At 42.2% G+C, this 15,808-nt stretch carries 12 protein-coding genes; 6 read left to right on the forward strand and 6 right to left on the reverse strand.

Annotated elements, in window-relative coordinates:
• Nucleotides 1-108: 108 nt before the first annotated feature.
• On the reverse strand, nt 109-939 hold the full coding sequence (locus tag AB9H30_RS12905) for a substrate-binding periplasmic protein (protein ID WP_371195103.1): 831 nt from the start codon (nt 937-939) through the stop codon (nt 109-111).
• Nucleotides 940-1,192: 253 nt separating this feature from the next.
• Between AB9H30_RS12905 and AB9H30_RS12910 the strand changes: the two genes are divergently transcribed.
• Nucleotides 1,193-2,005: a peptidylprolyl isomerase gene (locus tag AB9H30_RS12910; protein WP_371195104.1), complete on the forward strand. Its 813-nt coding sequence runs from the start codon at nt 1,193-1,195 to the stop codon at nt 2,003-2,005.
• A 75-nt stretch (nt 2,006-2,080) separates the two neighbouring features.
• On the opposite strand, the gene AB9H30_RS12915 is transcribed toward AB9H30_RS12910, so the two are convergent.
• Genes AB9H30_RS12915 through AB9H30_RS12925 form a run of 3 tightly spaced genes read right to left on the reverse strand, consistent with a single transcriptional unit; the run spans nt 2,081 to nt 5,266 of the window.
• Nucleotides 2,081-3,814, reverse strand: a complete 1,734-nt coding sequence (locus AB9H30_RS12915; protein ID WP_371195105.1) for an ArnT family glycosyltransferase — start codon at nt 3,812-3,814, stop codon at nt 2,081-2,083.
• Nucleotides 3,811-4,530 (reverse strand): TVP38/TMEM64 family protein, encoded by a 720-nt coding sequence (locus tag AB9H30_RS12920; protein WP_371195106.1) that lies wholly within the window; start codon nt 4,528-4,530, stop codon nt 3,811-3,813. Before AB9H30_RS12920 ends, AB9H30_RS12915 begins: the two co-directional genes overlap by 4 nt.
• The gene (locus AB9H30_RS12925) at nt 4,520-5,266 is read right to left on the reverse strand and encodes a glycosyltransferase family 2 protein (RefSeq protein ID WP_371195107.1); all 747 of its coding nucleotides are present in this window, start codon (nt 5,264-5,266) and stop codon (nt 4,520-4,522) included. The genes AB9H30_RS12920 and AB9H30_RS12925 overlap by 11 nt, the downstream gene beginning before the upstream one ends.
• 179 nt (nt 5,267-5,445) lie before the next feature.
• Between AB9H30_RS12925 and AB9H30_RS12930 the strand changes: the two genes are divergently transcribed.
• The 3 genes from AB9H30_RS12930 (at nt 5,446) to pckA (ending at nt 9,349) form a co-directional block, all read left to right on the forward strand.
• The gene (locus AB9H30_RS12930; protein ID WP_371195108.1) at nt 5,446-7,155 is read left to right on the forward strand and encodes a phosphoethanolamine transferase; all 1,710 of its coding nucleotides are present in this window, start codon (nt 5,446-5,448) and stop codon (nt 7,153-7,155) included.
• Complete coding sequence (locus tag AB9H30_RS12935; protein ID WP_371195109.1) at nt 7,155-7,532, forward strand: diacylglycerol kinase; 378 nt, start codon at nt 7,155-7,157, stop codon at nt 7,530-7,532. The genes AB9H30_RS12930 and AB9H30_RS12935 overlap by 1 nt, the downstream gene beginning before the upstream one ends.
• 206 nt (nt 7,533-7,738) lie before the next feature.
• On the forward strand, nt 7,739-9,349 hold the full coding sequence (pckA, locus tag AB9H30_RS12940; RefSeq protein ID WP_371195110.1) for a phosphoenolpyruvate carboxykinase (ATP): 1,611 nt from the start codon (nt 7,739-7,741) through the stop codon (nt 9,347-9,349).
• A gap of 110 nt (nt 9,350-9,459) precedes the next feature.
• Here pckA and AB9H30_RS12945 read toward each other — a convergent pair whose 3' ends face one another.
• Nucleotides 9,460-10,341: a hypothetical protein gene (locus tag AB9H30_RS12945; protein ID WP_371195111.1), complete on the reverse strand. Its 882-nt coding sequence runs from the start codon at nt 10,339-10,341 to the stop codon at nt 9,460-9,462.
• A 178-nt stretch (nt 10,342-10,519) separates the two neighbouring features.
• On the opposite strand from AB9H30_RS12945, the gene AB9H30_RS12950 reads away from it, so the two are divergent.
• Both AB9H30_RS12950 and AB9H30_RS12955 read left to right on the forward strand, forming a co-directional pair.
• Nucleotides 10,520-12,577, forward strand: a complete 2,058-nt coding sequence (locus AB9H30_RS12950; RefSeq protein ID WP_371195112.1) for an EAL domain-containing protein — start codon at nt 10,520-10,522, stop codon at nt 12,575-12,577.
• Between the two features lie 92 nt (nt 12,578-12,669).
• A complete protein-coding gene (locus tag AB9H30_RS12955) occupies nt 12,670-13,404 on the forward strand; it encodes a carbon-nitrogen hydrolase family protein (RefSeq protein WP_371195113.1) in 735 nt (244 codons plus the stop codon).
• A 94-nt stretch (nt 13,405-13,498) separates the two neighbouring features.
• Here AB9H30_RS12955 and AB9H30_RS12960 read toward each other — a convergent pair whose 3' ends face one another.
• Nucleotides 13,499-15,613: a tetratricopeptide repeat protein gene (locus tag AB9H30_RS12960; RefSeq protein ID WP_371195114.1), complete on the reverse strand. Its 2,115-nt coding sequence runs from the start codon at nt 15,611-15,613 to the stop codon at nt 13,499-13,501.
• Between the last annotated feature and the right edge of the window lie 195 nt (nt 15,614-15,808).

A 15,808-nucleotide genomic window follows, 5' to 3' on the forward strand; every position in this document is an offset into this window, starting at 1 on the left:
CTAATAGCTCCACAAAGATAATTTGCTGACAGATTCAAAAGAGTGCAAAACCAAATAGCCTTTTGATAAAACTCAGTGCAATTGAGCTCTATTTTTACTTAACGTAATTTAGTAGGAATATTTACTCAATAATTCAGTATAAACTGGGCTTTGCTTAATTCTTTTTAACTCTGCGTTAAACGTCGCAAGCTGCGCTTCGGTCATTGCTTGTTTACTGAACATTACGTAGGCATTACCCGTCTGTATTTTCAGGTCGTGCTCCATAATAAACTCCGACAGCGCTTTGCGCCTAAGCATGGTGGCACCCACAAAGCTGTCTTCTAAAAATACATCAACATCTTCGTCAAGCAATCTGGCAACGTTCATTTCCCCCATAATCGCATTCACAAACAGCTGAGAATGTTCAGGATCATCTAGCAGTTGAGCCACCTCTTCGCCATACACGTAATCTGCAACGATGCCGATCTTACTGCCGTTGTTCACAAATTCCATGAGCGATGCATAATTAGCATGCACTTCATCATCTTTGCGGATATACAAAGAAAACTCTTCCGTTCGGTAAGAGTCACTAAAATAGGCGAATTCCTGCCGAGCGGGGGTTTTTGAGGCGCCTAATAGCATATCAACTTCACCCGATTGCAGAGCCGCAAGTAAATCAACCCATGTGCCCTGTTGATAGGAAACTTCGCAGCCAATTTGCTCTGCAACTCCTGAAATAAGTTCAATATCTAATCCGGTGATTACGCCGCCAACATCGACATATTGATAGGGCTCCCAAGCATCAAAACCTAAGACCAAACTACATGCGTCCACAGACGATATCTGTTCTTCTACAGCAGTCGATTCAGATGGTTCGACGAGCAATGATGTGTCATCTGTTTTGGGTGGGGGTGAACAAGCAAACAAAAGAAATGTTAAAAATAACGCAGTGATTTTCATAGTAATTGCCTCTTTAGCAGTAAGCTGAGTGTAAGATACAATCTATATTTTTTATTTTAGCAACATTAAATTAACATATTTTTAGCAACTTTGCTTTATTGCTTTTTTTAACCGTATAACCAACTAAACAAGCTTCATAAATAAGCGTGTAAACCATGTTAAAAACAAGGCGTAAAACCCAACAGCTCTAGTAATCAATTTGGTACTGCTATATCCTTTCAGGCAATGACATTTTTAGCTTAGGAACAAAAGCTTGAACACTAAAACATATACCGTAGCTTTATTGCTTTCATTGGCCAGCATCTTTTCAGCATCTAGCCAAGCAACCGTGGTTGAAGTACGCACAATAATGGGTGATTTTCAGGTAAATTTATTTGACGAAGCAACACCGCAAACTGTCGCTAACTTTTTGGAGTATGTTAATTCTAGGGCCTATGCAAACAACACTGTGCACCGCAGTTCATCAAATTTTGTGATTCAGATGGGTGGCTTTCAATATAACAATGCATTCCCACCTGAACTCATTAATGTTCTAAGTCCAGTGAGAAATGAACCAGTTTTATCCAACCTGCGCGGCACTTTGGCAATGGCTAAACAAGCAAATAATCCTAATAGTGCAACGTCACAATTTTTTGTGAACTTGGGTAATAATTCAAGCAACTTAGATTTACAAAATGGTGGTTTTACTGTGTTCGGTCAAGTGCTAGGAGATGGTATGGATGTTGTAGATGCAATAGCAGCATTGAGCATATTTAGTTTTAGCTTTAGCAATGATCAACCTTCTTTTCCGGAAATACCATTACGAGATTATACAACAGCCGATCAACAAAATGGCGTAATACCGGACGAAAGTAATTTGGTGATCATTACCGATATCGTAGTAATTGATCCTGCCGTTGTCACCAATCCCAACTTAAATCCGGCTCCAAACACCCTGATTAATGCACCAAGCGCACCACCGTCATCATCTGGAGGCGGTGGTTCATTAAATGTATTTTTGTTGTTGGGTTTGGCAGCAATAGCGAGCTTCCGACGCAGGTATCGATTGGCACCCGCAAAACCATAAGGTTTAAAGATGAGCAAGCCATGCAAAATATACGCGCGTAAAAACACGCCTTAGCCTGCTTGCTCCATGCTTTAGTTATTTATGTTGGTAAAAATACACAGGGTGTTGAGACTGTTTATATCCGCAGTCTGCTTTCTTTGCCGCGCTTGGCAGTAAAATCCAATGCCGCCGATGCGCAAAACCTAAATCGATGCTCTGCTCCATATCAAAACACGCCTGATCAATCAGCTTATCTTCAATTATCAAATATTGGTTGTCCTTCGATTGCCAATGATATGCCGCTTCTAATTGATATTTGAGCGGCGTGTTATAGCCAAAGTGATACATCGGATAGGGCGAAAGCAAAATAAACTGCTCAGAGTAATCTACTAATGCGATCTCTGCGCTGTCACTGAGAAAGGGCTTGGCCGTTTCGTAAATAGCACGCGGCGTGCTCACCTCATTTCTCAATACATAGCCATAGGTGCTATATGTTGTCCACAGCACTGCAAAAAATATTGGCCAAGCAAGCCACTTATTGTAGATAAACGCATATAGCAAACCTGCTGTGCTGAGTCCTCCTATGCATAAGAAGAAGTACCAAGGGGTGACTTCAATTTTTGCCGCCAGTTTTGCTACGGCTGCCACATCTAGTAATCCTAATATGCCAAACACTGTCAAAGCCATACTTAAACATGCGACCAAAACAAATAAAAACCGCTTTAAGCCCTTTTTGCTAAAGAGTTGTTGATAGTAAGGAGCAACTGATAAAACCAGCATAGGTAAAGCAGGCAATATGTATACCCCCCGTTTACCCGGGCTAATACTAAAGAAAATAATCACTAACACCACCCAACTCAGCGGCAAAATAATGCGTGGATCAAGAGATTTAAAAGCGCTTAGCCAAGGCTTAATTAATAAAGGAATAGCCAAACTAAGCGGTAACCAAAAAACCGGAATCACCGATGTCACATAATAATATGCTGGTTTTAAATGGTGCCAAGAGTCGGCATAGCGGGTAACCGTTTGTTTAAACAATATGTTATCGCGATACATTTCAAAGGCGGTATTATCAGACTGCGCCACCACAATCAGCATTGGGATTACCCAAAGCCCAATGGCGCCTAGCATGATTAAGGGCCCCATCCACCAAGTCCAATGAGAATAGCTGACGGGGCTTTGAGAAGCCTTGGCTTGATAGCGATAAAACACTAGTGGGATCAGCATCAGCATCGGTAAAAAGCCCACGCCTTTGGTGATCACGCCAATACCCATGAAAAACCATGCCAATACATACCATCGGTACTTACCGTCGACTAATGCGTAGCGCAAAATACCATAGCAGCCAATCATCATCCAAGCGCTAACCGTGGCGTCAATTTGCGCAGTTTTAGCCTGCAATAAAAATTGAAAACTAAACAGTAACAACCAGCCTGCCACTAATCCAACTTCCTTGGACCATAAGCGTTTACCAATATCGTATACTAAGAATAAGGTGAGCAGCCCAGAGATAGCCGAAGGCATTAAAAAAGACACGCGAATAGAGCCGGTAAGCCAATAAAATATTGCAATGGTCCACATAAAAATAGGTGGTTTGTCGGGATATAGCTCTTGCGCTCTTGCAGGAAATAACCACTGCCCTGTTTCTACCATCTCTTTGGCAATTAACGCAAAACGTGGCTCGTCGGCCGGCCATGGATCGCGCAATCCCATACCGGTAAAAATTAACATGCCTGCGACAATAAACAGCGGCCCAAAAGAGCACAATAGAAGTTCAGCAATCCTATTAGTGTGCTTATAAATAGCGGGGGTAACGGTGCTGGTTCTCATGCACGACTCTTACTATCAGTGTTAGCACAATCGTCCATGGGGGCATTAGGCAATGATGCTTCCTCTCGACGATACTTTTTATATAACGACACGCTCATAAAGCTAGAAACCAGCAATAGCAAAATGCTAACGGCAATCTTCCATTCTGAGCCAATAAACAGGCCCTTTCCTAATAGCGCAAAAATCACCATTTGCGGCAAATATCCCAATGCTGAGCCAACAAAAAATGCACTTGCTTTAACCGACGTCGTGCCAGCCAAAAGGTTAGTCATGATATTGCTGCCCACCGGCAGCAGGCGAATAATGATGGTTTTACGAAAAGGATGGTAATGTAAAAAGCTATCGATTTGCTTGGCTTTGCGAGCAAATCGTTTACGAATAAACGGTCTAATTAACAGTTTGGAGGCAAAAAATGCGAGCATACAGCCTAGCACCGTGGCCAAGGTTGCTAAAAGCGCACCGCTCACAAAACCAAAAGCATATCCGCCTAAAAACGCCATAACCTGCCTAGGTGCGCCACAGGCGGTTAGCATGGTTGCCACCACCACGAAATACACTGCGCCCTGGATGCCTTGGTCGCGAACGTCTCTATCAATCCAGCCTTCATTAAATGCGCTAAACACATCTGTATACGACAGCACAAACGCAATTAGGACACAGAGCACTACTGTGCCAAGACCGTGCTTGTACCAAACAAACCTTTCTTTACTGGCCATCAATTTTAGGCTCCTGAATGTGCGGTATTTTAGTTCGGCGCTGCAGCCACATTACCCCTAGCATATCGATTAAACCAGCAAACAGCCGTCCCCACATGCCATACTTTGACACGCCGTGCTGGCGGTCTCGATGGCTTACTTCCACAACCTCAATGCTGCCGCCTAAGCGCTTTATTAGGGCGGGCAAATATCGATGCATATGATCAAAGTATGGCAACTTCAAAAACGTTGCACGTGGAAACACTTTAAGGCCGCAACCGGTATCAGGGGTATCGTCTTTTAACAGCGCAGCGCGCACATTATTTGCTACTCTAGATTGCAGACGTTTCCATGCAGTGTCTTTACGTGCCTTTCTAAAACCTGTAATGCAATAATCACTGCCGTGTTTAAAGCTGGCCGCTCGTTTTAGCAGTTTCGGAATGTCTTTAGGATTGTTTTGACCGTCTGCATCTAGAGTAATGATCACTCCACCTTTTGCATTTGCTACGCCCGAATATATGGCGGTACTTTGGCCAACTGATTTTTTATGCTGTAATAAACGTATTTTATTAGGGAACTCATTGACCAACTGCATTACTTTGTGTGCCGTATCGTCGGTACTGCCGTCATCCACATAGATAATTTCAAAGTCATACGCCTCAGAAAGATACAGAAAAATCTCGCTGACTAAAGGCTGAATGTTGTCCGCTTCATTTTTAGCGGGTATAACGACACTTATTGATTGAATTTGTGACATATCACTTGTGGTTTTAACAACCGCTCTTGCATAAATTTGATCTTAGCTTATGCCACAAACCTTAAGATTGACTGAAGCTTTACTGAAAATTAGCCAACTTTGAAAACTATCAGTCTACCCTCAGCTTCCCTTAAGCTTAGTTTTTTATACTACCACTACTTTAAAAAGTGGTACACAACATGAAAACAAGCTCTGTTAAAACACAAACTGCCGATACATCCAATTTTGCTATTTCAAGTAACCAATTGATTGTTATCACCTGTGTATATTTAAGTGTGGTGCTTAACTATCCATTTTTGAAACGAGTATTTAATGCGGTGCTTATTGAGCCTGAGCACAGCCTATTATTTATGTTCACCGTACCTGTATTGCTGACATCTCTATTTGTTTTTATCAATAGTATTTTAAGCCTCGGGAAAGCCCTTAAACCGGTGCTGATTATCACGCTAATGGCGTCGTCATGTATCTTTTATGCGACCACTACTTATGGCACTGTGTTTGATTATTCTATGGTACAAAATGGCTTTGAAACCGACGGCGCAGAAGCGTTTTCGTATATCAATTTGTACTCGGTAGGCTTTATCTTTTTATTTGGTGTCATGCCTTCGCTGCTGGTTTTCAACATCAAGATAACAGAACAAGGTTTTGTAAATATGCTTATTGCGCGGGCTCGCTTAGTAGCGATAAGTACGGTAGTTATTGGCATCACCTCGGTTTTCTTTTACGCCAACTATGCCGCCGTAGGCAGAAACAACTCAGAGCTTCAGGTCTATATAACGCCTTACAAATTTGTAGACTCAGCGCTGAAATATATTAATCGCAACTACTACTCCGCGCCTTTAGCCTTTAAACTGCTCGACCGCTATCCAAGCTTAGAGACCACCACGACTGCACCTGTCGTTACGGTTTTAGTGATTGGCGAAACCGCCAGAGCACAAAGCTTTTCGTTAAATGGATATGCAAAACAAACTAACTTGTATACCGACAAACTCGATGTGCTGTCGTTTACCGATATGGCCTCATGCGGCACCGCTACCGCAGTATCGTTACCCTGCATGTTCTCTAGGCTGAATCGCGCTGAATTTGAAAAGCGTGAAGCGTCTTATCAACAAAACCTGCTCGATATTATCAGCTTAGCAGGAGCCGATGTGCTCTGGATAGACAATAATAACGGAGGCTGCAAAGGCGTGTGTAGCCGGGTAAACACCATCAGTATTGAAACCACGCCAAGCAATCCACTGTGCGATACAGAATATTGCTTAGATGAGGCTTTGCTGCAGCCCTTAAACGAGAAACTGAATAACCTTACGCATCCACATGCCCTTATTGTATTGCACATGATGGGCTCACATGGACCCACTTACTTCAAGCGCTACCCAAAGGATAAAGCCGTGTTTACCCCAGACTGCCCGCGCAGCGACATTCAGCACTGTAGCGAAGAGCAACTGATTAATACCTACGACAATACTATCGCCTACACAGATTTTGTGCTTAGCCAGATCATTGGCGCTTTGCAACATCTAGAAACAAAAGCGAATGCGCAAACCGCCATGCTTTACGTGTCTGACCATGGTGAATCATTGGGTGAAAAGGGCATGTATTTACACGGGCTGCCTTATGCCTTTGCGCCATCTGAACAAACCCATATCCCTATGCTGTATTGGCAAGCGCAATCTAAGACAAGTGAAGATATGAATTGCTTAAAGGCGCTAAGCACTGAATTTATTTCTCACGACAATGTGTTTGATATTGTGATGGGCATTACCGCAGTGGACAGTAAGGTTTATCAGCGGCAACAGGATACTTTTGCTAATTGCCGGGCAACCGACGGACTTGCTGCAAGAGAACAGACCGAAACTGATATACAAGCTAGTGAGGCGATAAATTAATGTTTAATCCGACAAACAAACACACAGGTATAAAACGTATTTATTTGGCTGGCAAAAACTCACTTAATGCCTTGCATTGGCTATTTAAAAATGAAGCGGCGTTCAAACAAGAAGTGGGATTGCTGATTGCTGCGGCAATACTTAGCACGCTGATTGCTCAGACTGCACTAGAGCGCTTAATGTTGATACTGTCGGTAGTGTTGATTTTACTCCTAGAAATTGTAAATACCGCCATCGAAGTAGTGGTCGATAGGATTGGCTTAGACATTCATCCGCTTTCAGGCTTAGCCAAAGACTTAGGCTCTCTTTTAGTGCTGGTAGGAATATCTATGGCCGCGGCAGTTTGGCTGGTTACAGGGTTTACGAACTGGGGATGAGAAGTCCATCAAAATCACAAATTAGCGATCATAGCATTGAAAGCCAACATTAAGTATTACAGGTTTTAGAGACAAAAAATGCCTTCTTCTTAAAATAATAATACATTCGTCATTTTTATAGCGAGTATCTAGATAAAAGGTGGAGGACAGGGCCGAAAACCAGTAGACTATCGCGCAAAACCACAAACAAAATTAGCGAGCGCTCGGTGAAATTGATCGATTCATTGAAAGATTACAATATAAGCACCACTTCTGAAATTTTACACAACCCCAGCTATGACATCCTCTTTCACGAAACAACCAAAGCAGAACTCAGCGGTTTTGAAAAAGGCTATGTGACTGAATCGGGTGCGGTTTGCGTGAAAACCGGCAAATTTACAGGCCGCTCGCCTAAAGATAAGTACATCGTAAAAGACAGCGTGACGAAAGATACCTTGTGGTGGTCAGATCAAGGTAAAAACGACAACAAAGCCATTACCCAAGACACGTGGGATCAACTAAAAACACTGGTTACGACTCAATTAAGCGATAAACGCCTATTTGTTGTTGACGCGTTTTGTGGAGCGAATAAAGACACTCGTATGTCGGTTCGCTTTATCACTGAAGTAGCCTGGCAGGCGCACTTTGTGACCAACATGTTTATTACCCCAAGCGCTGAGGAGCTTCCCGGGTTTACACCCGACTTTGTAGTAATGAACGGTGCTAAAACCTCTAACCCAAACTGGGACGCCCAAGGCCTTAACTCCGAAAACTTTGTGGCATTCAATCTGAGCGAGCGCATTCAGCTTATTGGCGGCACCTGGTATGGCGGCGAAATGAAAAAAGGCATGTTCGCAATGATGAACTATTATTTGCCTTTACAGGGTATTGCCTCGATGCACTGCAGCGCAAATGTGGGCAAAAAAGGCGATGTTGCCATCTTTTTTGGTTTATCGGGTACCGGTAAAACCACCCTTTCAACCGATCCTAAAAGACAGCTCATCGGTGATGATGAACATGGCTGGGACGACAACGGCGTATTTAACTTAGAAGGCGGTTGTTACGCAAAAACGATTAATTTAAGTAAAGAGAATGAGCCCGATATTTACGCAGCCATTCGGCGCGATGCGCTACTCGAAAACGTGAGTGTTGATGAACATGGCAAAATTGACTACTTTGATAATTCAATTACCGAAAACACGCGCGTTTCTTATCCAATCCATCATATTGATAATATCGTAAAACCCGTTTCTAAAGCTGGTCATGCTAACAAAGTCATCTTTTTAACCGCTGACGCCTTTGGTGTGTTGCCCGCGGTTGCCAAACTGACCCCTGCACAAGCGCAATATTATTTACTCTCGGGCTTTACGGCGAAGCTTGCTGGAACCGAGCGCGGGATAACAGAGCCGACTCCGGCGTTTTCAAGCTGCTTTGGCGCGGCATTTTTAACCCTGCACCCCACCCAATACGCCAATGTCTTAGAAAGGCGTATGCAGGCGGCAAATGCCCAAGCGTACTTAGTTAATACTGGTTGGAACGGCAGCGGTAAACGTATTTCAATAAAAGCCACGCGCGCAATTATAGACGCGATTTTAGATGGCAGTTTAGATGCCGCTGAGTCACAAATGTTGCCGATATTTAACTTGAGCATTCCCACGCAGCTGGGTGATATTGAGCAAAGCATACTGGATCCAAGAGGCACCTATATTGATGCTGAGCAGTGGTATGAAAAAGCTGAAAATTTAGCGGGCTTATTTGTCGAAAACTTCGAAAAGTTTACCGATACTGCACATGGACGCAGTTTAGTTGATGCAGGGCCTAAAGTGGGCGCCTCTTAGCAATATAAAGTGTTGCGTATTAACCAAGAAAAGGAAGCTCACCGCTTCCTTTTTTTTTTGCAATTCAGGTACTCTATTTGAGCACCCAAACTCAACTATTGAGTAAAGACTTAATCAACTAAATAAGCAATTGCAGCTTTGGCCATAAGACCGTTCTCATGGCCAACGCCATGCACCGTCACTAGCTGCCAATTGAATTTTACCTCGTACTTTTCTGCCGCTAGTGCGGCTTGCTTGAAAAAGTAAATACCACGAGCAAATCGATGTTTGCCTTGCAGCATTGCGGGCGCGGCTTTTCTTAAGCTACGGTGATTTGGGTCGTTGTCGGCATCGCCTAACAATACAACCACCGGCTTTTGCAATGACATAAGCAAATCATCTTGGCTAACCGGCGTATTTTTCAGTCCATAAGGAAACTCGATGTCAAAATCGGGCGCGGTATACCACCCCGCATTGGCAGTGACGATTTTTGAGACTCTGGCCTCTGGCACAAAAAACACAAAGCGATGCACAAATTGCGAACCGGCAGAATGGCCATAAAGGTTATAGCGCGTGCTCGTGTTTGCGTACTTAGACTTTACATAATCAAAAAGCGGTTCAATAGCTGAATATGACCACAATTCACGGGGATTAGTCTTTTGATAATAACTGTCTACAAACACCGCTCCTAAGTTATATCCTGTGGAGCGAGGAAAATCTTTTTGCGTAAACTGAGGGACGATTAACAGCAAGTTATGTTGCTCGGCTAAGTCTGCCCATTCATCGCGATAGCGATCGGCATCTCGCTGCACACCATGCATTACAAACAGCACTTTACTGTCGGCGCGATAGTTACTGGGTTTATACGCCCATACCTCTAACGCACTCCCAGGCCACTGCGAAAATGAAAATTGATGTTTGCCAACAACTATGTCGGTCTCGTTGCCAATAGCGAGCTTTGAAAAGTTCAAATAACACATTAATAAGCACAAGCATGTTATCAATAATTTCATACCATTATCCTTTAGAAACTCTTTATATTATTTAAAATATTTATATACAAAAACGGTTTTTGACTAAATAAGGCTAATGTAATCCTTTCCAACTCCGTTATATCATAACAGGGGCTAAAACATAAAAGCTCCTAAACCTATCACATTTAAGCAATAATGTTATAAACGGGCAAAATTCATGATCAATAACGAACTGTTTGCCAAAATTGCACTGCAGCATGTTTGTGAAGCAATCGTACTAACCGACACTCAAGGCCTAGTTTTGTGGGTCAACGATGCTTTCACCAAGATGACTGGGTATTGCTTAGATGACATGTTAGGAATGCGCCCTGGCTATTTGCTACAAGGTGCCTCATCAAACCCTGAAAGTATAGAATTGATATCCACATCTATAAAAAATCATAGTGCATGCAAAGTAGATATAATCAACTATACAAAATCAGGATCTCAATACTTAACCGAAATCAATTTATCACCTATTTTTGATAGTAATGGTGATATTGAATACTTCGTTGCTTTACAAAAAGACGTTACTAATGAGCGTACGCATTTTCAAGAAAGTATTGATTTAAAGGCGTATCGCAGAGCGCTTGACGAACAAGCTATAGTTTCAGTCGCCGATCCGAATGGGGTGATTACTTACGTTAATGAAAACTTTTGTAAAATAAGTGGCTATTCAAGCGGCGAATTGATAGGTAAAAACCATCGAATCATTAACTCTAGATTCCATAATAGGGCGTTTTTCACTGATATGTGGCGTCAAATTAGCGCAGGAAATACTTGGCATGGCGAAGTATGTAATCGCGGAAAATCGGGCGCTTTGTACTGGGTCGATACGACCATAGTACCTGTAAATGGAGTCGATGGAGAGATTTTACGTTACGTTTCTACTCGCTATGATATTACTGAAAGAAAAGCCGTAGAATACGAATTAGAACGTGCGGCGACATATGACCAACTTACAGGATTACATAATCGATTTGGTTTTAACCAAGAGCTAAAGACGAGTCTAAAAAATAATACCTTCTTAACACCACCCTCAGAAATATTACTAGTAAAAATAGACCTCGACCATTTTAAAGAACTAAACGACAGTTTAGGACATGAATATGGTGATTTATTGCTCAAAGAAATGGCAAATAGAATCACAGAAATCTGTGATAATAAGGCGGTTGTTGCAAGAGTGGGCGGTGACGAATTTTCGCTATTTTTAAACAACGACAACATCGACAAGTCTCAAATACAAAAATTTTTAGACAAGTTACATAAAACTGCTTCCAAGACATTTTGGCTACTTGATAACTCTTATACAACGTCATGCTCAATGGGGGTTGCTCGCTATCCAATCGATGGAGACAACCTTGAAACACTTATTATAAATGCAGATATGGCACTTAATGAGGCAAAAAAGACGGGACGAAACCAGTGGCTATATTTCGACATTGAGGTGAGACAAAAAGTAGATTATCAAAAATACTTAAAGGCTCTATTGATCGAAGCAATCGAAAACGACCTTTTCAATATTGTGCTGCAACCTATCTGTTCGATTAAAACAGGAAAGCATATTGGATTTGAAGTACTAGTAAGACTTTCTGACAAAGAACAAAGTATTCCGCCTGATATTTTTATTCCAGTTGCCGAAGAGTTAGGTTTGATTAACCCCATCGGTTCGATTGTTATGCAGAAAGCTTTTAGCGCTATGCGCAAAATGCTAGATTTGCAGCTCATTCCAGGAAAGATTGCCGTCAATATCGCGGCGCCACAGTTTTTAGAACCAGAATTTTTTAATCGCGTGAGCAGTTTACTTATCGAATATGCATTAGCTCCATCAATGGTGATTTTAGAAATTACCGAAACTGCTTTAATCGGACGTTCATCTCATTTGGTTGCTCAGGTGTTGTCTGAATTTCAGGCGATTGGTGTCGAAGTAGCTTTAGATGACTTTGGCACGGGGTTTTCGTCTTTATCTCACCTGAGAGATTTTAAAGTTAACAAAATCAAAATTGATAAAACCTTTGTTGCTGAACTCGAGCACAATTCAGCGGATCGTGATTTAGTAAGCGGCCTGATTACGTTTGCATTAAAAATGGGCTTAGATATCGTTGCTGAGGGAGTAGAAACGCAAGAACAGCTAACACTTTTAAGCGACTATGGCTGTCAATATTTCCAAGGTTATTTTCACTCTCGCCCTATAAGTGTCAAACAAGCTATACTATTTTTAAAACAAGCCCGTTAAATTTAGTATGGTTAAGGGGTGCTATGAATTTTTCGTATCAAACGCGCTCCGCATTCGTCTGCTTAAACTATAACGAAAGAAAAATATACAATATGAAAATTTGCATCGTTCAAATAAGCCCTCAAAAAGGAAATGTTAGCGCAAACATCGACAGTCATTTAGCGGCCATTAGGTCTGCTGTCGTATTAGGCATAGACGTAATTATCTTTCCAGAGTTATCCATAACAGGATTTGAGCCAGCCTTGGCCAAACAACTTGTTCAAAACCCACATTCTGCAAGTTTTGACTGCTTTGAAGAGCTTGCTGAGGAACACGAGATAACGATTGGCATTGGGATCCCCACTCAATCTGATACGGGTTTGAACATCAGCATGCTAATCTTTCAGCCGAGCAAGCATCGACAAGTTTATTCAAAAACCATCTTGCATAGCGATGAACTGCCCTACTTTGTATGCGGTGACAGCGAGCCGGTCATTCAGGTAAGAGGACAAAAGTTAGGGATCGGTATTTGCTATGAAACACTGCAAAATGAACGGTTTCTTCAATCTGTAAATTTGGGCGCAAAAGCTTTTATCGCGAGCGTTGCTAAGCCCCAAAATGGGATTCATAAAGCCAATTCACTTTTTGCATCATTCTCAAAAAAATGCAGCATTCCTATACTGATGGCTAACTCCATTGGATACTGCGATAATTTTTTAAGTGCCGGCCAAAGTACAGTTTGGAACAGCAAGGGAAAGGTCATCGGGCAACTCAATGATGTATCTAGCGGATTGTTAATTTACGACACCGAAACTGAAACGGTCTTAAAGCAATCATACCTCGTTTGAGACAAAATGCATTTTCCCGAAAGAGCAACAGTACTTCATTTTATGGAAAGGCGCTAATTTAAATAACACCTAAAAATTGAGAGAGCAAACGCGTCTACGTTGGCGGAGCGAGTTGTGCGAGTAGCTCTGGCGACCGCTTATAAATCGGGCAAACCTGCGATATTTCCTGCCATAGGATTTGCCCTTTTTCACCTTCGCCTGCTTTATAGGCTAACCATGCTAGGTGGCTTCTTTCCTTTAAACCTAGATGCTTTTTTTGATTGAAAAAGCCGTTTACTTTGTCTACAAAATTATTGGTGATCGTCAAGCTATGGTTGATTTGTTTGATCTTGGTTTGGTAGTAGAACTTATAAAAACCAATGCTGACACTCGCATCTTGAATCAGTTGGTCTCGCTCAGTTAACACGAGCGCCTCTGTATAATAGCGTAAAGCTTCCTCTGAAGATCCCATCCGTAAGTATACCTCGCCCAAGCTACCCCATACTTGATGAATAGCAATCTCTGGCTGTTTTTGAATGGCGAATAACTTTTGCTCGGCAGCTTGTTCGTAACGTTTTTGATAAAAATAAACTGACCCCAGGTTCTCATAGCCGATGTAGTCATTCTGAAAATTATCAATGACGTCGTGATATGTTCGCAGTGCATTTTCTAACTCACCAAAACACATCTGTAAGGTGCCAAGGTTTGCTAAAATAATTTCGTGCTTAACCACTTTAGATGCCGCCGCAAACTGCTCTTTGGCTTTGCTGGTTTCCCCTCTTGCAAAATATAAATTACCTAGGGTATTGATAGCATGCCAATGTTGAGGAGCTAAACGCAAAGCTTTTAAAGCAAGCTGCTCTGCTCTATCTGCATCTTTACTGTTTGACGATTGATTGTACAAGGCTAAATATGCTCCAGCCCAAGTCGATAATGAATCCGCGTCTTCTAGGTTTGGCATTATTACAGTTTCGATCGCGTTTACCGCTTTCAGAGCTTCGCCAGTATGAATAAGCAATTCGGCTCTAGCAGTCGCTACCGACGGCACATCTGGCGAAAGTTGCTCTGCCTTATTACAATACACAGCCGCCTTTTCAAGTGATTCACTTTCATTCTGTATCCAGCTATATCTTGCAAAGGCCCTACATAATTCTGCATACGCCAATGCATAGCTCTCATCTTCAAGAATGGCACGTTCAAACAGTGTAATGGCATTTTGATAAGCATCTGCAGAGTGACTTAAAAATAGAGCGTTTTTTCCCTTTGCAAAATAAGTATGGGACGCTGCAGACACAGAGTCGATAGTGTCGGTCGCTTGTCCATTAATAAACTTCAGTACTTGCTGCACAATTTTAACATTCGCAGGCCTTGCTCCTAATGCAACTTCCGATTGATGTAAAATAGATTGATGCAGAACTGCGTGATCTTGACTGGTGTCAATCATTGCCTCAATGCGTGTGTAATTTCCATAATGCGTTTGTGCAAGTTTCAACACTGCATGTGCTTGCCACTTCAAAAGCGCTTCCTGAGCATCCATATCGTAGCTGTTTGGTGAACTGGCAAGCACAGCAGTAATATTTTCGTGGGTGTTAAGTAGTTGCATCAGCTTATCTGCTGCTACTTTCATACTGTTAGGTGCCTGAACAATAAGTCTGACCACACCTAAGGGCGATTCAATTTTAGTAGAGGTATTTTCGAAGGTGCTCGATTGATAACTCAACAATCCATAAGCGGCAAATGCAAATAGCGATACAAAAGCGAAATAAATGAAACTCTTCTTATGAGGATATTCATGCATCAGCCCTTTGGGTTTGAAACTGGCCTGCGTAGGCTCGGTTTCTTGGCATTCTGAGGCCTTATGATTATCGGTTTGAATCTCTGAATCGTGCTCGATAGCCCTAGATTCAGCCACATTATGTTGCGTGTTTTCATCAGCCGATTGAGATTGCTGGACCTGTACCACTGCCTCAAACTCTTTGTCATCTCTAGCGAGATAAATGGTATGTGCAGATATTCCTAAGGCATTAGCAATCCGGGCGAGGTTATGGGTCGATACTGCTTGCTCTCTGAATACTTTATTGACGAGGTCTTTAGGGGGTTTGTCGATACCTTCATTTATAGCGATGTATTTTGCTAAATCGGTTTGAGTGTCAAAACCGGCGTTTAGCATTGCGGCCTCTAGCTTTTCTCTAGACGCCCTTATCCCTCTTTTTCGCTTTCTAGCATCCATATTAACTTTGGCGGCAAATAATGCGTGCTTTTTATACTATACAAACCAATGAGTTAATGCACGGCTTTGTTAGATATTAGTTTTCTAAAAAACAAATACGAATAGATACTTAACGCCAGATAACGACACTTAAGGGCTAAGTGACAGACCACGAGCGAATAATGGTTTGTGTCGGTTACCGAAGCGAAGTATATC

The sequence above is a fragment of the Glaciecola sp. SC05 genome, assembly GCF_041380235.1.
GTDB lineage: Bacteria > Pseudomonadota > Gammaproteobacteria > Enterobacterales > Alteromonadaceae > Glaciecola.